Origin of the sequence: Streptococcus sp. HMSC072G04, from assembly GCF_001813295.1 — a bacterium.
Classification (GTDB): Bacteria; Bacillota; Bacilli; order Lactobacillales; family Streptococcaceae; genus Streptococcus.
In genome coordinates, this window is the sequence record NZ_KV812046.1 from 197,724 (window position 1) to 215,044 (window position 17,321).

General features: G+C 43.0%; 15 protein-coding genes and 1 pseudogene. 7 read left to right on the forward strand and 9 right to left on the reverse strand.

The features are described 5' to 3' along the window. Positions 1-35: 35 nt before the first annotated feature. From HMPREF2904_RS10825 to HMPREF2904_RS10845, 5 genes and pseudogenes are all read right to left on the reverse strand, one after another. Positions 36-781: pseudogene (locus HMPREF2904_RS10825) on the reverse strand (CPBP family intramembrane glutamic endopeptidase). Between the two features lie 119 nt (positions 782-900). Next, entirely contained in the window at positions 901-1,566 is a 666-nt protein-coding gene (locus HMPREF2904_RS10830) for a potassium channel family protein (protein WP_070662760.1), read from the reverse strand. A gap of 9 nt (positions 1,567-1,575) precedes the next feature. Continuing rightward, positions 1,576-2,958: a TrkH family potassium uptake protein gene (locus tag HMPREF2904_RS10835; protein WP_070662768.1), complete on the reverse strand. Its 1,383-nt coding sequence runs from the start codon at positions 2,956-2,958 to the stop codon at positions 1,576-1,578. Between the two features lie 31 nt (positions 2,959-2,989). Further along, positions 2,990-3,754 (reverse strand): nucleoside phosphorylase, encoded by a 765-nt coding sequence (locus HMPREF2904_RS10840; protein WP_070662771.1) that lies wholly within the window; start codon positions 3,752-3,754, stop codon positions 2,990-2,992. After that, positions 3,751-4,320 carry a sugar O-acetyltransferase gene (locus tag HMPREF2904_RS10845; RefSeq protein WP_070662774.1) on the reverse strand — a complete coding sequence of 190 codons (570 nt, stop codon included), beginning with the start codon at positions 4,318-4,320 and terminating at the stop codon, positions 3,751-3,753. The genes HMPREF2904_RS10840 and HMPREF2904_RS10845 overlap by 4 nt, the downstream gene beginning before the upstream one ends. 177 nt (positions 4,321-4,497) lie before the next feature. On the opposite strand from HMPREF2904_RS10845, the gene HMPREF2904_RS10850 reads away from it, so the two are divergent. The 4 genes from HMPREF2904_RS10850 (at position 4,498) to HMPREF2904_RS10865 (ending at position 10,628) form a co-directional block, all read left to right on the forward strand. Further along, positions 4,498-5,241 (forward strand): DeoR/GlpR family DNA-binding transcription regulator, encoded by a 744-nt coding sequence (locus HMPREF2904_RS10850; protein ID WP_070662777.1) that lies wholly within the window; start codon positions 4,498-4,500, stop codon positions 5,239-5,241. A 12-nt stretch (positions 5,242-5,253) separates the two neighbouring features. Next, a complete protein-coding gene (locus HMPREF2904_RS10855) occupies positions 5,254-6,063 on the forward strand; it encodes a Cof-type HAD-IIB family hydrolase (protein WP_070662780.1) in 810 nt (269 codons plus the stop codon). A gap of 270 nt (positions 6,064-6,333) precedes the next feature. Further along, on the forward strand, positions 6,334-7,764 hold the full coding sequence (locus HMPREF2904_RS10860) for a vWA domain-containing protein (protein WP_256263291.1): 1,431 nt from the start codon (positions 6,334-6,336) through the stop codon (positions 7,762-7,764). A 149-nt stretch (positions 7,765-7,913) separates the two neighbouring features. Beyond that, positions 7,914-10,628, forward strand: a complete 2,715-nt coding sequence (locus tag HMPREF2904_RS10865; RefSeq protein ID WP_070662785.1) for a DEAD/DEAH box helicase family protein — start codon at positions 7,914-7,916, stop codon at positions 10,626-10,628. A 69-nt stretch (positions 10,629-10,697) separates the two neighbouring features. On the opposite strand, the gene HMPREF2904_RS10870 is transcribed toward HMPREF2904_RS10865, so the two are convergent. Then, a complete protein-coding gene (locus HMPREF2904_RS10870) occupies positions 10,698-11,039 on the reverse strand; it encodes an antibiotic biosynthesis monooxygenase family protein (protein ID WP_049474106.1) in 342 nt (113 codons plus the stop codon). An 82-nt stretch (positions 11,040-11,121) separates the two neighbouring features. Further along, positions 11,122-12,558, reverse strand: coding sequence for a glycoside hydrolase family 1 protein (locus HMPREF2904_RS10875; protein ID WP_049474107.1), 1,437 nt, complete (start codon positions 12,556-12,558; stop codon positions 11,122-11,124). Between the two features lie 107 nt (positions 12,559-12,665). On the opposite strand from HMPREF2904_RS10875, the gene HMPREF2904_RS10880 reads away from it, so the two are divergent. The 3 genes from HMPREF2904_RS10880 to HMPREF2904_RS10890 all read left to right on the forward strand — a co-directional run bounded on the left by HMPREF2904_RS10880 (position 12,666) and on the right by HMPREF2904_RS10890 (position 15,093). Then, the gene (locus tag HMPREF2904_RS10880) at positions 12,666-13,547 is read left to right on the forward strand and encodes an AraC family transcriptional regulator (protein ID WP_070662788.1); all 882 of its coding nucleotides are present in this window, start codon (positions 12,666-12,668) and stop codon (positions 13,545-13,547) included. 97 nt (positions 13,548-13,644) lie between these two features. Continuing rightward, positions 13,645-14,484, forward strand: a complete 840-nt coding sequence (locus tag HMPREF2904_RS10885) for a Cof-type HAD-IIB family hydrolase (RefSeq protein WP_070662791.1) — start codon at positions 13,645-13,647, stop codon at positions 14,482-14,484. A 9-nt stretch (positions 14,485-14,493) separates the two neighbouring features. Further along, on the forward strand, positions 14,494-15,093 hold the full coding sequence (locus HMPREF2904_RS10890) for a histidine phosphatase family protein (protein WP_049474110.1): 600 nt from the start codon (positions 14,494-14,496) through the stop codon (positions 15,091-15,093). 290 nt (positions 15,094-15,383) lie between these two features. Here HMPREF2904_RS10890 and celB read toward each other — a convergent pair whose 3' ends face one another. Together celB and HMPREF2904_RS10900 are read right to left on the reverse strand one after the other, a co-directional pair. Beyond that, complete coding sequence (gene celB, locus HMPREF2904_RS10895; protein WP_049474111.1) at positions 15,384-16,730, reverse strand: PTS cellobiose transporter subunit IIC; 1,347 nt, start codon at positions 16,728-16,730, stop codon at positions 15,384-15,386. 85 nt (positions 16,731-16,815) lie between these two features. After that, on the reverse strand, positions 16,816-17,304 hold the full coding sequence (locus HMPREF2904_RS10900) for a hypothetical protein (protein WP_070662794.1): 489 nt from the start codon (positions 17,302-17,304) through the stop codon (positions 16,816-16,818). Between the last annotated feature and the right edge of the window lie 17 nt (positions 17,305-17,321).

Genomic DNA, 17,321 nt, shown 5'->3' on the forward strand with positions numbered 1-17,321 from the left:
ACACTTGACAAAGCCTTTCCTAAAATTTTATAAGATCAACTTCCCCAATCGATCAAGAGATACATGAGACTCGAGCCAAACATATCTGCCAAGGCATGCATGAGGAAAAATGGCAAGAGATTCTTGACGACCTTCTTGTACATGACGTAATAAAAGAGTCCATAAATGACGCCAATCACAAGGGCCCAGAGAAGCCCTTGATAGGTGTGGAAAGAAAAGCGGATCAGGGTTGAAAAGGCCAGCGCCTTCCACTTGTTCTTCTCACTTACCGAAGTCATTAAGCCCAAAAAGAAAAATTCTTCATAAAATCCATTGAGTAAGCCATAAGCAATTGCCATGGGACTCAGAGCCATGAACTTATGGAGGATCTGCATAGGATCGATAAAAGGCCAAAGACTCGGACTTAGGTAATTGTATTCACCCGAAACCGTTGAGATTACATCCCAAAAAGTCCCATCGCTGCAAAGAGCAGGAGTACCCAGATCAAGGTGGACCACTTGAAACGGATCGGCAATTGTTTAAAATCAAAGCGACGGAGCAGCAAGTAAAGAAGGGCTAGAGCCAGCAAGATCAACTGCAAGGTCATATTGCTGGAATAAGCAGCCCCTTCACTTGCAGTATTGCTACTGCTTGTAGGCGCGACTGGCTGAAAACTGGCTAAAAACAGCTGGGTCGAGCGGACAATGAATTGCCCAAAGAGAATGGCCGTCACAATACCAATATCAAACCATTTGAGCTCTTTTAAGGGCTGTTTGGGTCGTATCCTGTTAAAAAATGTCATCTTTCATCCTTCTATTCCCACAATGGAAGTATTTTTGTTTCTCTTACTTTAGCAATCAATGCTTAAAGAAGAGTTAACCTAGAGAAAAAAACGACCTTTGGGCCGTTTCCATTACACCATTAGTCTAACAAATCTTGGATTCTATCCAGATACTGGTTGTCTGTCACTGCCATCACGCGCACCCCTTCAGGCCAGATAAAGTCGGGACCAATCTGAATATGAAGCGGTTGGTCTTCCGCATCTCGATAGCCGATAATATTGAGATGGTACTCCTCTCTGACAGCCAAGTCCTGAAGGCTTTTTCCTACCCAGCTAGCTGGAACCGTAAACTCAGCCACCACCACTGCTTCATCCAACTGGAAGACTTCAATCCCGTGTTGGAAGAGGATCATCTTAGCTAGAGACATCCCCGCTTCTACCTCTGGTAGGATGACCAAATCAGCTCCAATCTTCTCAAGGACTTCCTTGGTCACTTCATTCTTGACCTTGGCAATGACGTGCTCGACGCCAAGTGCCTTACAGTGCATGACCGCCAGGACACTTGATTCCAAGTTTTCTCCCGTCGCAATGACGACTGTGTCACAGTTCCCAATATCTGCCGCATCCAAGAGGTCCATTTCCGTAATGTCTCCAACAATCCCAGTTGTAATCATAGATTCATACTGGTTGATCACATCTTCATGATCGTCAATTGCAATGATATCCACATCCTGGTCCTGCAGGGTTTTTAAGACACTCTGTCCAAAAACCCCTAATCCCAGAATTCCAATGGTTCGATTTGCCATAAGTCTCTCCTATCCGATAATGATGTCTGCCTTGGCATATTGCAAGGCATCTGCTTTTTTGGCTTTGTAATTGTTCAAGCTGACCATAAGGGTCAAGGGGCCGATCCGCCCAATAAACATGAGCACCATGATGATCCCCAGCCCTGCTCCATTTAAGGTCGAGGTCACATTGGCCGTTACGCCCACTGTCGCTAAAGCCGATACCACCTCAAAGACCAAGTACAGAAAACGTTGACCATCCGGCGTCACAAGACAAAGGCCAAAGAGCCCCAGGATAAAGGTCAACTGGAAAATCACTGCTGTGCCCAAAGAACGTTGCACCAAGTCTGGTGCGATGGTTCGTTTGCCTAGGTTGGTATGAGGCAACCCGAGCAATTCCTTGCGAGCTAAGAGGATCAAGACCAAGAAGGTGGTGATCTTCATCCCTCCTGCTGTCCCACCTGGTGCCCCACCTAGGAACATCTGGAGGATATAGACAAAGAGTGTCACAGGTCGGACTGCTGTATAATCCAGTGAGGCAAAGCCAGCTGTCCGCATGCTGACCGTTTGGAAGAAGCTGACCAAAATCTTCTCTCCCAATGGCAGGGACCCAATCGTTGCTGGATTATCAAACTCTGTCAAGAGACTGGTTACTGTCCCAAACAGAAGAATAGCAGCCGTTAACCAGAGAACCACCTTGGTATGAAAGCGAAGAGTCCGGCGTCCAGATTGGTTGCGGGCCTTGGTGGCTAGGTCAAACCAGACCATAAAGCCCAAGCCCCCAGTAATGATCAGAGCAGATAAGGTCAGATTGACCAACCAATCGGTCTGGAAACTCATCATACTATCGCCCCCAAAATTATCAAAACCTGCATTACAAAAGGCGGAAACTGCGACAAAGATGGAGTTAAAGATCCCATGACCCCAGCCGAATCGAGGAATAAAGCGAGTCATGAGGAGTAAGGCCCCCAGTCCTTCGATGGTAAAGGTGGTAATAAAGATAGAGCGGACAAAACGGGTCAAACTTTGGTTATTGCTAAAACTAAAGCTATCCCGAATGGTCTGCCGGTCCTTGAAACTGAGCTTTTGGCGACTTTCCATAAAGAAGAGACCAATAAAGGTCAAAATTCCTAGGCCCCCAATCTGAATCAAGAGCATACAAATCAATTGCCCCCAGCCATTATAGGTCGAAGCCACCGACTGGGTAAAGAGTCCTGTCACACAGACCATGGAGACCGCGGTAAAAAGGTGGTCGATGTAGCCTGCTGTTGAGCTTACTTGCTGGACAAAGGGCAAACTCAGTAAGAGAGAGCCCATCAGGATAACCAAGGCAAAGCTGAGAAAGATCCGCCTTGCCGGAGATAGGCGAGTCAGTTTGGCCCGCCATTGTTTAAAAAATGATTTGACTAACATAGCTTCATTGTATCATAAAAAAAGAAAAGATCTACAAGTGATGAACCATCTCTAGGCACAATTCTAAGGCCTTCTCAAAAGCTTCTGAGCCCCAGTCACGCTGGTCATAATGTTCCAGGTCTGCAAGTGAATCTGCGGTAAATAGGAGCAAGCCCCAAACCGCCTCACGAAGCTGGGCCACTGCTGCAAGCGAGGCACACTCCATCTCGACCACACTACACCCTTCTTCGATGCGATAGGCCACCTTGTCAGGGGTTTCCCTATAAAAGCCGTCCGTCGACCAGGTCATGACCTCTTGATAAGGAATGGACGCTTGTTTGAGAACTGTTTCAATAGCAGTCAGTGCTCGGCCGTCCACCTCTATATAACGAGAAGGAGCGACATAATGGTAACTGGCCCCTTCATCTCGCAAGGCCTTGGTCGGGATTAAAAAAGCATTTTCTTCTATATCCACCAAGACCCCACAGCTACCTGCCGATATGATCTTCTTCACCCCATAGCCAATCAACCAATCCATGAATTGGGCAGCAGGGGCAGATCCAACTGGCGCTTGGGCCAAGCAGATTTCCTCTCCTTGGTGCTCCATAACATAGACCGGATAGGTCTTGGTAGCTGAGACAAAGCTAGCTACTTGTTTGGCTCCGACAGCTTTGGCAAAGCGCTCAATCTCATCCTCCAAGAAAGCATAGATGCATTTTTCAGATAGGTGCAGATCGAGTCCCTCATGAGTCGGCATAATGACTGCCTGTGGATTGTCGTCAAACTCTAAAATAGGAATTTCATGTTGATGGATCATCGTTTCTCCTTTTTGACGGGTATTTCTTTAATGACACGGGCTGGGTTTCCTGCAAGGACTACATTGTCTCCAAAAGACTTGGTGACTACTGCTCCTGCGCCAGCAACCACATTGTCACCCAGCGTCACACCAGGAAGGATGGTGACACCTCCTCCTGCCCAGAAGTTATCTCCTATCGTAATCGGCGCCCCGTACTCGAGACCAGAATTGCGCTCGTCTGGATCCAGTGGGTGCAATGGTGTCAAGAATTGGCAATTAGGACCAATCATGGCATTCTTTCCAATCGTAATGGGACATACATCCAACATGATCAAATTGTAATTGGCATAGAAATTTTCTCCCAGATGGATGTTGACTCCATAATCCACAAGAACCTGGCGATTGAGATAGAGGTTTTCACCGGTTGAACCAAACCACTCTTTGATGATAGCTGCCCCCTTTTTAGGATCCATCTCTTGGTTAAAGGCTTCTTGCTTCTCCCGAGAGGATTGGGCCAAAGCCCGTAATTCAGGGTCCGCAGGTCTATAAAAATCACCTGCAATCATTTTTTCATATTCACTGGCCATAAGGAAACCTCCACGTTATTTTGACATATTATAGCAGAATTCCCCCTTTAAAACAAACGTCAGAATAAGGGTTTGCAAGAAAAAAGATCATAAACACTTAAGAACGATTAAAAACACTTGCATTGACTTAATAGATGATGTAAAATATAGGCAAGAACAGAAATAAGGAGCGAATTCATGTACCAGGAACAGCGACTCGAAAAAATATTAGAACTCTTAGAAGAGCGAAAACAGCTATCGGCTAAAGAAATGGTTGATTACTTTAAGGTCTCAAAAGATACTATTCGCAGAGACTTTGCCCTTCTTAGCCAACGCCAGCTAGTCCGTAGGACCCATGGTGGACTTCTCCCCTTAAACAAAGAACCCGGCCCTTCTTATCTAGACCGCAGTCAGAAAGCCAACAAGGAAAAGACTGCCATGGCTCAAAAGGCCCTGCAATGGATCCAAGATGGCCAAGTGATCTTTCTCGATGCCTCTACCTCAATCACCTTGCTGGCAGGCCTGCTTGATGGAGATCTTACAGTCTATTCGCACTCCCTTGACAATGCTATCCAACTCAGTAGCCCTTCCCAGGTTGACTTTCATCTCTTAGGAGGAAAATTCTATCCTAAAAACCGCTTCTACTATGCTGCGGACCAAGCACAAATACTGGACAATCTTCGCTTTGATGTTGCCTTTTTTGGAGCTGGTAGCTTGGCCAACGGCGAGGTCACCTTTGAAGATGCAGAAGACGTTGCCGTCAAATCCCTCGTCTTTGAACGATCTCGCACCAAGATCCTTGTGGCAGAAAGTTCTAAATGGACGAAAAACGGAAACTACTATCTTGCTCGTCTCAAACAATTTGACTATTGGATCACTGACCAAAAACCAAGCCCTGAAATCCTTAAACAAGTCGGCAACGAAACCACTATTCTCTACTAGGAGGTAATCTTTATGTCTCACATCCGTCTCATCATCAGTGATATCGATGGCACCATCTTAAATGACCACCATCAGATTGACCCAGAGTTAACAGCACTGATCCCTGATTTAAAGCGTGAAGAGATTCCTTTCGTGCTGGCTTCTGCTCGCTCTCCAAAAGGGATGGCTCCCATTGCCAAAGAGCTCGGCATAGAGGACTGTCCCATGGCCTGCTACAACGGAGCCTTGATCCAAAAGGGAGAGCAGGTTCTTTTCGAGCATCCTTTAAACAAGAATGAAGCTCGTCAGTTTATCAACTGGGCCAACCAACACTTCCCTCAAGTTTCGATCAACCTCTATAGTGGAAAAGACTGGATGACCGATCATCTCGACCAATGGAGCCAAGAGGAAGCCCGGATTACAGGAGAAAAACCTCTCATTCTCCCCCTATTGGATCCTTTGCTGGATACGACAAAGCCCCTCCACAAATTGCTCTTAATTGGGGAAGCAGAAGAGATCCAAGCTCTCTATCATGCTATTTCTAACGACGACTTTCCTTCTACCGCCTTTTATCTCTCCAAAGCCAACTACCTAGAAGTTACTGCTAAGCACGTCTCTAAAGAAGATGCTCTGGTTGAGCTCGCCAACCACTACCACTTGAGCTTAGAAGAAGTCCTCACCATGGGGGACAACTTCAATGACCTTCCTATGCTCAAAAAAGCAGGCATCGGTGTCGCTATGGGCAACGCTCCTCAAGAGGTGAAAGACGGAGCAGCAGTCGTGACAAAGACCAACAATGAAAACGGTGCTGGACAAGCGGTTGAAACCTATGTCCTGATTTAGAAACATAAATAAAGTGACTAGCTAGTATTTTTTAGGACTAAAAATATAGTAGAAATGCCGATAAAATAAGGATTCCTGCAAATTTGTGGGAATCCTATTTTCTTTCACACACTTTGTATATTTAAATTATTTTGTGTATATTTTTCTCGTTGGGTTTTTTATTAATAATTAGGGATATAAAAGTCAGCAAAACCCTTGATTATTATACCGTTGACAAGTTTTTCAAAAACCTGTATGATAGAAAAAAGTTTATTAAAAAGGGGACGTATTTTGAAAAAATATACTATTTCACGTAAACAAACTTTAACTTTAGCTTCCGTTGTTTTAGGAACTGTCTTCACAGGAACGACTATTGCTTCTGCTGATGACGTTGCACCTGCAACAACCCAAGCTGCTCCTGCAGCTACTACAGCAGCAAAATCGCCTATCACGGCTGCAACCGAAGAAATCAACGCCAAAGCCAATACACCAGTTGTTCCTGTTGATAAAGCAAAAACTGGGGATGTTATCGCTGTGGACGTTAAAAAAACTGGCCCATCTGCTAAAACAGACGGTGCAGATACAACCACTACCTCAACAGCAACCATCAAAACGACTAGCTTAGCAGATCAAGACACACCTGTTGGCACTTCAAAACCAGTCTCTTCAACTAAGACAGCTACATCCACTAAAGAAACAGCTGACTACACTGAGACAACAACTGAAACTGTCAATAAAACAACTGTAGTCGAAGTGACAAAAGAAGCCGATATCGTCAATAAAAAAGAAGTCCAAGCAACATCCGACATCGTCTTTGTCATTGATAAATCAACTTCGATGGATTCACATATCAATGATACAATGAAGAACGTTGAGACCTTTGTTCGTAATTTATCTGCAAAAAATATCCAAGCACGCTTGGGATTGGTTGCATTTGAACGATCAGATCGTATACAATACTTTGATTTTAACGGATCAAAATTCACAACGGATCCAGAAAGTTTTATTTCTGCTCTGAAAACTATCAAAACCTATGGTGGTTATGAAAACACCACTGTTCCATTGCGCCACATCGCTACTTCAGAGGACTACAACTGGGGCACCGGAACAAACAATCATCGATTTGCATTCGTCATTACAGACGAGCCAATCGATGTGAATACTCCATATAAGAATCCTCTCCCATCAAAAGAAGAAACTCTTCAATCATTGAAGGCAGCGAATATTTCCTTAACAGTTGTAGGACGCACAGTAGACCAGTCTGACTTTGCTCCATTGGTCAATGGAACAAATGGTCTCTACCTAGATATCGACAAAAACTTTGCTAACTTGTTGAACGTTCAATTTGCCAATAAAGTCGTTGAAACTGTCCAAAAAGGTCGTGTCTTCAAAGTCCAAACAGACAAGTATGAGTTGATCTCAAAAACTCATCGTGTGGCGAAAGCAAAACCACAAACACCTAGCATCCAAACGCCTGCAACACCGACTCCTACTCCTCAAAAACCGGCTGTTGTAACACCTGCGAAACCGACCGTATTTACACCTGCTAAAAACGAGCCTGTGAAAACGGAAGTTTATATCGCACCAGCAGCTCTTCCTCAAAAAGAAGCAAGTCTTCCAAATACAGGAAGCAAAAACTCCATTGCTTTGACGACTCTAGGTCTTGGTCTTCTTAGCATGAGTGCTGCCTTTGGCCTCTCTCGTAAAACAAAGAAAGACTAATATGAAAAGCCTAATCCGTTGATTGGGCTTTTTATCACTCAAAATTTCCCCTTCGCTATTTTCATTAGAAAGCGGAAATCTTCAACTTCTACCAAGAGATTCTTGTCCTCCGCTATGATATAATGGGGACAGTACAAGGGAGGAAACCAATGTTACAAGAACTAGCCTTTACAGGCCAATGGAGACACTATCAAAAACGCGTTCTCGATAAGAGTGACGCTTTTATGGCGGATGGCCACCTGCATTTGGTAGCAGCTCCCGGCTCTGGAAAAACAACCCTGGGAATCGAATTTATCAGACGCTTTGGCCAGCCAACCCTGATCTTGGCTCCTACGGTCACCATTCGTCAGCAATGGGTGGACCGGATTATCCAGGCATTCTTGAGTGATGAAAGCCAAGCGGAGCAATTGATCTCTCAGGACCTCAAACATCCTAAGCTGATTACAGTGGCTACCTATCAGGCCCTACACAGCGCCGTGAACCAAGTCGTCGGTCAATCACAAGCTGAAGATACCGATGACCAGGCAGAGATTGAAACATTTGATTTCAAAGGCTTTGATATCTTTACTACTTTCAAAGCTATCTCACTTGGGACCCTTTGTTTAGATGAGTGCCACCACTTGCGCAATGAATGGTGGAAGAGTTTGGAAGCTTTTCGTCAAGCCTTCCCTGACTTAAAGATGATCTCCCTCACCGCCACCCCTCCCTATGAAGGGGATCCTGCCCTTTGGGATCGCTATATCCGTATGTGTGGTGAGATCGATGAGGAAATTACGGTTCCCGAATTGGTCAAGGAAGACACCCTTTGTCCCCACCAAGACTATGTTTACTTCGCCTTTCCAACCAAGGAAGAGCAAGAGCAGTTGGATGCTTTTAGCCAACAAAAGAATACTCTCTTGCAACAACTGACTTCCGATCCCCTCTTTTGCCAATACCTCCAAAACTGCCAAGCCTTATCGGGGCAGATCAGCGATGATGAATTGCTCAATGATCCCAAGTATCTCTCTGCTACCCTGATCTTTCTTCGAAGCAAGGGAATCGCCTTTCCCAAACGTTTCCAGGACCTTTTAGGAGCCAAGAAACTACCTGCTTTCACCCTGGACTGGCTTGAAATTCTCCTGCAAGGCCTGCTCTTTCAGGTGCCTCACTGGTACAATCTACCTGAGGAATACGAGAAGCAACTGCTTCATGAACTAAAAGCAGCCAGCTTGATCGATCGAAAACAAGTCAAACTGGTCCGCAACAAAAAACAAGACCTTCTGCTCAATCAATCCCTTGGAAAACTCAATGCAGTTCGAGAGATTTTCAAGGCGGAATACCAGGCGCTTGGAAGTCAATTGCGCCAACTGGTCCTAACAGACTATATTCGTCAAGACTTTGAAGTTCATCTCGGGGATAAGGACGCCCAATTTACTCAATTGGGAGTACTCTCTTATTTCGAATCCATTCGCAGGGAAAGCTTAGAGCAAGCAACTCCTCCTGCCATCGCTGTTTTGACCGGCAGCATCGTCATCATCCCGACGGTCGCTAAGCCAAGACTAGAAGAGCTTCTAGGAGGGAATCGACTGACTTACCAAAACGTCGGCCAATTATCTCCTGATGACTTTCTCAAGGTTCGCTTGGTTGGTTCTCAGCATGATTTGGTGACAGCTGTGACCCAGCTCTTTCAAGAAGGGCTCATCCAAGTCGTCATTGGAACCAAGTCACTTCTAGGGGAAGGCTGGGATGCTCCTTGTGTCAATTCCCTGATCCTAGCGAGCTTTGTCGGCAGTTTTATGCTCAGTAACCAAATGCGAGGTCGTGCCATCCGAGTGTGGCCTGAGGACCCAGACAAGACCAGCAATATCTGGCACCTGGTCTCCATCAATCTTTCCCTAAAGAAATGGTATGAAAAGTCCGATCTTGAAAAGGAAGAGATCGAGGCCATCACTGATCAGTTGAAAGAATACAGTCCTGATCTGGAGCTCTTAGAAAGACGGATGAAGCAATTTTTAGGTCTCCATTACAAGGAGCCCTTCATCGAATCTGGCATTGAACGTCTAGCCTTTGACAATATCCGCTATACCAAAAAACAGTTGCAAAAACTCAATGAAGAGACCTTAGAGCGCTCCACTCACCGCCAAGAGCTCCGAGACGGCTGGCAAAAAGCCCTGCCGATTCTGGAGAATATGGAGATTGTAAATGAGGTTCAAGTGGATAAACACTTCCTGCCCCTAGCCCTATTTTTTGACGCCAGGAAGCTAGCTCGTTGGCTAACGGCCGCCACTTTGACCGATGCTTTCGCCAACTTTATTTACTATTCACATAGAGGAGGATGGAATAAAGGGTCTCTTATTCTTCTATTCTTCCTAGCTGTTCTCGCACTCCTTGCCTGGCTCCGCTACTATCTTTATAAGAGCCCTTATAAACGGCTAGAAGTCTTTGGTCAGGCTATCCACCAAGCTCTGCTCCTTTCTGGCCAGATTCAAACCCAGGAGACCCACATCCAAGTCGCACGAGACAGAAAGGATGCCATCAACACGCTGATTTATTTGAAAGGCGGAACCATGCGGGAGAAAGAAGTCTTTTCGCAAACCATGATCGAATTTTTCGCACCGATTGAAAATCAACGCTATATCTTGAAAGCACAAGAAAAGGTATCCGATCAGACAGAATATTTCGCCGTGCCAAGCCTCTTTGACAAACGTAAAGAAGATGCCCAAGCCTTTGTCGAGCAGATTCGAAAGAGTATAGGTAAGTATGACCTGGTTTATACTCGAAGTACGGAAGGTCGTGCTGTTCTTTTAGATGCGCGCATCAAGGCCTTGGCTAACAAACAAGAGCGCACCTTCACCAAGAAACAAGTGATGTCGAATTTGAAATAAAAAGAATAAAAAACATCCAACTCCCTATCTTACTTAAAGGGTTTGGATGCTTTTTTTGATTAGATATTTTTAAAGTTCTCCCCTAGCAATAAACTGCTCGTCACCTTCTGGAATTCCTGATTCATCTTCGATAAATCGCTCTACTTCCATGACAAGGTTATATTTCTGGCGTAAGTCTAAGATTTTCTGCATGGTAGGAGATTGGTGATGAAGATCAAGGGCTTCTTGATTGGCCCATTGGTCAATCAGTAAGACTGTTTCCGGATCCTCTAAGGGGAGGAAGTAGCCATATCTGAGACTTCCTTCTTTATCTCGGATCTCAGCTACAATACCAGTTTCTAACATCTTTTTGGCAAAGGCAATAGCAGCCCCATCTTTTCCCTTGTAATAAATATTGACTGTTAAAACCATTTTATTTCTCCAATTTCTCTTTTACTATTATTTTAAAACAAGTCTGAGAATGTCTCAGACTTGTCGTCTTATAAGGAGCAAATTAATGATATAGTAACTCACCGTTACTTGCAATGACTTCCTTATACCAATCAAAGGATTTCTTTTTATATCGAGCCAAAGTTCCTGTGCCATCATCATTACGGTCTACATAGATAAATCCGTAGCGCTTGCTCATCTCTGCAGTCGACGCAGACACCAGGTCGATACAACCCCAAGTCGTGTATCCCAAAAGTTCTACACCATCCTCAAGCGCTTCTCCCACCTGTTGCAAGTGCTGTTTTAAATAATCAATCCGGTAGTCATCTTCCACCGTTGGACCATTTGGACCTTCTACCAAGACATCTTTAGCTCCAAGTCCATTTTCTACGATAAAGAGTGGCAATTGATAACGGTCATAGAAATCGTTCAATACTAAGCGTAGGCCAACTGGGTCAATTTGCCATCCCCACTCAGAGCTAGCAAGATAAGGATTGCTTACTCCACCAAGAAGATTTCCCATACCTGACTCATAGTTTTCAGGATCGTGTGCTTGCACCACACTCATATAGTATGAGAAGGAAATGAAGTCAACCGTATTTTCTGCTAGTAATTCGGCATCACCGTCAGCAAATTCAATGGAAATATTGTTTTCACGGAAATAACGATTGATATAGGCTGGGTATTTCCCACGCGCATGAATATCGGAGAAAAGATAATTTTGGTTTGAAAACTCACGAGTTGCTAGGACATCTTTAGGATTTGGTGTCATTGGATAAGCTGGCATTGCTAATACCATACAACCAATCTTGAAATCTGGGTTAATTTCATGACCTACTTTTGTTGCTAAAGCTGAAGCTACCAATTCATGGTGAACTGCTTGATAAAGATCTTGTTTTGACAACTCTTCAGCTGGTGTAGCAATCCCACCACTCATGAAAGGCGCATGCAGAACCGAGTTGATTTCGTTAAAGGTCAACCAATACTTCACTTTGTCCTTGTAACGATTGAAGACTGTACGAACATAGCGCTCGTAGAAAGCAATTAAATCACGGTTCACCCAGCCATTATACTGACGAGCTAAGTGCAATGGTGTCTCATAGTGAGAAAGTGTCACCAATGGTTCAATGCCATACTTAGCTAATTCATCAAATAAGTCATCATAGAACTGTAAGCCTGCTTCGTTTGGTTCCAGCTCATCCCCGTTAGGGAAGATACGAGACCAAGCGATAGACGTGCGATAGACCTTAAAACCCATTTCTGCAAATAGAGCGATATCTTCCTTGTAGCGATGGTAGAAATCAATTCCCTCAAGTTTTAAGTTGTCAGGAGTAGGTTCTTCTGTAATCAGCGGATTATGGTCTCCAGGTTTAGCCGGAACTCCACCTTTTGGTGTCACATCCTGAACAGAAAGTCCTTTTCCATCAACATTATAAGCACCTTCATATTGATTGGCAGCAGTTGCGCCACCCCATAAAAAATCTGTAGGAAATTTAGCCATATTCTTTCTCTTTTCTTTTGTTCTTTCTTATATTATAATGAATCCAGAATCAACTGTCTTACACTAAACTATCTATTACTGATACTATTCTCACAAAAAGGAAAATCATGCTTAATTTAGGACAACTCCACAAAAATATCCCCTATAAGAACGATCTCACCCCCTACTCCATTACTCGGACCATTATGGAAGACGGTCATCCTGATATTCTCTTTCATTGGCATACCGATATGGAACTCATCTATGTCCATGATGGCCAAGCGCAATTCCATATTGATTATGATTATTTTAATAGTGAAAAAGGCGATATTATCCTCATCCGTCCCAATTGCCTCCATTCAATCCACCCAATTGATAGGAACTATCACTTTATGGATGCCATCAATTTCCATCTCGATTTGCTTGGCTATTCAACTTTAGACTACGCTTCAATTAATTATCTTCAGCCACTCTACAACGGACAGTTAGACTTTGATCGTGTCATCAAACCTCATCAAGCTGGTTATTCCGAGATTCGGAAACTTCTGGTTGAGGCGATAGAAATTGGCTACTACCGTAAGGGCTTCTTTGAATTAGAACTGAAAAGTAAACTCTTATCCCTCCTTCACCTTCTCTTTCAACACGGCTATGTCCACTCCAAAGACCAAACCCGCGATGCCTATCGAAGAGAGGAAAAAATACGGACCATCATTGATTACATCAATGCGCATTACAACGAGGAGCTCACCATTGATCACCTAGCATCCATTTGTAACTATAGTCCCACTTACTTCATGAATTTCTTCAAGAAAAATCTGGGCGTTAGTTGCATCGATTACCTGATCTCCTACCGTTTACGAAAGGCGACCGAACTCCTCCAACACTCCAGTCTCTCCATCCTAGAAATTGCATCGGAAGTCGGTTTCACCAATCTGTCCAATTTCAATCGCCAGTTTAAAAAGGCTTATCACGTGACTCCTCGGGTCTATCGAGAAGAACGAAAAGGATAATGGGGTATAATAGGAAAGTATCATTATATAACAGGATATCAGTAGATTACTTGCCAATTAAAATGTAGAATCGTGAAAATAGGAAAGGAAGGAACTGATGAGCAAGATTATTTTCCTAGATGTTGATGGAACCATTGTTGACTATGATAATCACATACCCAATTCAGCTAGACAGGCCATTCGAAAAGCACGTGAAAATGGACATCTCGTCTATGTTTGCACGGGACGGAGTAAGGCAGAAATGCCTGACGACATTTGGAATATCGGTTTTAATGGCATGATTGGAGGAAATGGTTCTTATGTTGAACATAAGGGTCAGATCCTCCAACATCAACTAATCCCCTATGAGACAGCCAAGCGAGCTGTTGATTGGCTTGAATCACGAGGCTTAGAATTCTATCTTGAAAGCAATAACGGCCTTTTTGCCAGTCGGAATTTTCGGGAAGCCGCGAGACCAACTCTACGCGCCTACGCTTTAGGCAAGGGAGCTAGCGAAGAACAAGTCTTACACATGGAGGCAGAGGATGCCTTGCATGGCTTGGTTTATGGTGGAGAGCTCTACCGCGATGACTTGAACAAAATCAGCTTCATTCTCCACTCCTACCAGGATCATTTGGATTCTAAGGAAGCCTTCCCGGAGCTAAAAGCCGGAACTTGGGGAGGACGTGGGGAAGAGGCTCTCTTTGGAGATTTAGGTGTAAAAGATATTCATAAAGCCTATGCAGTTGATGTTATTCTCCAGCATCTTGGGGCCAATCGTGAAGATACCATCGCTTTTGGTGATGCTAAAGTCGATATTCCTATGCTAGAAGCCTGTCAGATTGGTGTGGCGATGGGAAATGGTGGACCAGAAATCCTTGCCATGGCGGATTTGATCACGGATGATGTCCGAGAAGACGGTCTTTATAAAGCTTTTGAAAAACTAGGTTTACTGTAGGAGGATCGTATGTCAAAAACTCTTTATCTCATGCGTCATGGGCAGACACTCTTTAACAAACGCCATCTGATCCAAGGTTGGTGTGATTCTCCACTGACAGACCTTGGAATCTACCAAGCTCAGATTGCTGGCAATTATTTTAAAGAAAATGGCATTCATTTTGATCAAGCCTATAGCTCAACTTCTGAACGTGCCTGTGATACTTTGGAAATTGCAACCAATGGACAAGTCTCTTATCAACGAATCAAAGGCCTCAAGGAATGGAATTTTGGAGTGTTTGAAGGAGAAAGTGAGGACCTCAATCCAGCTCTACCTTATGAAGACTTCTTCGTTCACTACGGGGGAGAATCTCAACAAGAAGTTCAAGAACGCATCAACCAGACTATTCAAGAGCTGATGGAAAAAACAAGTGGAGATACAATTCTTATGGTCTCCCATGGGGGCTCTATCCGCAATTTTGCAAGAGTCTGGGAGAAATATCAGCAGACGCCGATCACTGGTCGCATGACCAATTGCTGCATCCTCAAGTTCACCTATACAGATCATATTTTTTATTTAGAAGACGTCATCCATCACGATTTCAGTGGCTGGACAGGCGATGAAACCTAGACAAGAAAAAATCATAAACACACAAGGTTTATGATTTTTTTAAATAGGGAATAGTTTAGTTCTGTAAAAATTAATTAATGCACCTATAAATCTTATTATAACAAACTTTGCAATGATTCCAAAAAACAGATATAGACTTCAAAGATAGTTAAAATAGATAACAGTCTATTTTACTTGTCTTTGAAAAAAGTAGAGAAAAATTTTTAAAATGAAAATTTTTCTCTACTAATTCAATTTTATCTTATATGAATTTCTTGGAGTACGTTAATAATTTGGAAATTCTTAATTTATTATGCTTCTTGTTCTTCTTTCACCAATTTTTGATCATAAACTCGGATGAATGGGAAATAAACTAAGAACGCTGCAACTGCACAAAGTAGTGCAACAAAAACTGCTCGAACATCCGTCGTTCCTAAGAAAGCACCTATCCCTACTGGAGTTGGCCAAGGAACTTGAGCGATTACCGGATTAATTAATTGCAGAGCGTTAGCAAAATAGTAAATACTTGCAGTAACCATTGGCGCTAAGATAAACGGAATGGCCAAGGCTGGATTATAGATAATTGGTAAACCAAAAATCAAAGGTTCATTAATATTGAACAATGCCGGCACAATTGAAGCACGTCCAATCGCTTTAAGTTGTTCTGACTTAGCTACAAATGCGATATATGCACATAGACCAAGAGTTGCTCCAGATCCTCCTGCAATAACAAACATGTTAGAAAACTCTCCAGCTACAGCAAAGTGACCTCCAGCAGCATTTTCCGCCATGTTAGCAAGTGCGATTGGAGTTACAAAAGCAAAGATAATATTTGCACCGTGAATACCTACAATCCAAAGAAGTTGAGTTAATAGATAAATAATCATCAGTCCAATCCATGAGTTGGTCAGATTCGCAACAAACCCAAATGGAATAGCAATAACTTTAAAAATATCTGTTCCCATAGCCACAAGTAAGCCATTAATGAAAATAACAACGAACGCAACTACAAAGCCTGGAATCAATGCGGTAAATCCACGAGAAACACCTTCTGGAACAGCTTCGGGCATTTTAATGACCCAATTCCGTTTAACACACATACGATAAATAAGAACTGTGACAATAGCCATAATAATCGCTGTGAAAATACCTGTAGTACCAAAACGAGTAACTCCATTTCCCATTGCCCAACCATCAGCAACTACAGCTCCTTCTTTGAGACTTGTCACAGCCTTCATCATACCTCCATCAAAAATAATCTGTGGAACTGTCATGATAAATGCCATTAATGCAAGAAGAGCACCATTAAGAGGATTCATATTTAACTCTTCTTCTTCTGCATAGATTTTAGTCAACTCATATGCTAATGAAAGTACAAAGTAAAGTGATAATGAGCCCATAGTTGCATAGTTTGCAACCATATATAGTGACGTAAATTTATCAAATGAAGCAGAGAAAATATCTGCTACAATTGGCCAGAATGAGAAAGCTTGTGGCAAAATACTAAATACCAAAAACATTGACCCAACAATAGTAAAAGGTACGGCTGCCATACCGGCTGCGGTAATAGCACGCACAACTTTAAACTGAGCAAGTTTACCCATTGGTCCCATGACGTGATTTTCAAGGAAACCAAACAATCCGCTTTGCTGATCCATAAACAGACCTCCTTAATTAAACATAATAATTATTTACTTTTTCAAAAAAAGAATAATTCGAAGTATATCGACTCTAACCAAAAGTTTATAAGTTAAGTGAGCTCTTTTCCAATTGAATAAATCGTTGATAAGCCTTATCTTTTTGTTGATATATATCTTGAATTCTTCTAATATCTAATAAGCTGATAACCAGACCCAATAAAAGAACTATAAAGACAAACACACGTGCGACTTGATTATTTTCGAAAATTGGAAAAAGATAGGTGAACCAACTTGTCCAAGTTAGAACAAGTAATCCCGTTGAAATAACTGCTTGTAAACGAACAAACATTTGTGTTATTCCCAATCGCACACTCCGTTTCCCATACAATCGAAACTGCTCAACAGTAGCTAAAATAGAAAATACGACGAGTATAATAGGGAAAATCACGACAAGAGAGGGTCTAATAAATTGGATTAAAAGCCAATAAATATTGCCAAAAAAGAAGAGTGCGATTGAATAACGTAAAAGAAGAAATCGATTGAAAAAAGTATTTTTCAAAGCAGTCTCCCGACGTTGTGAACTGCACCCCAAAAGTTAGACAGAAAAAA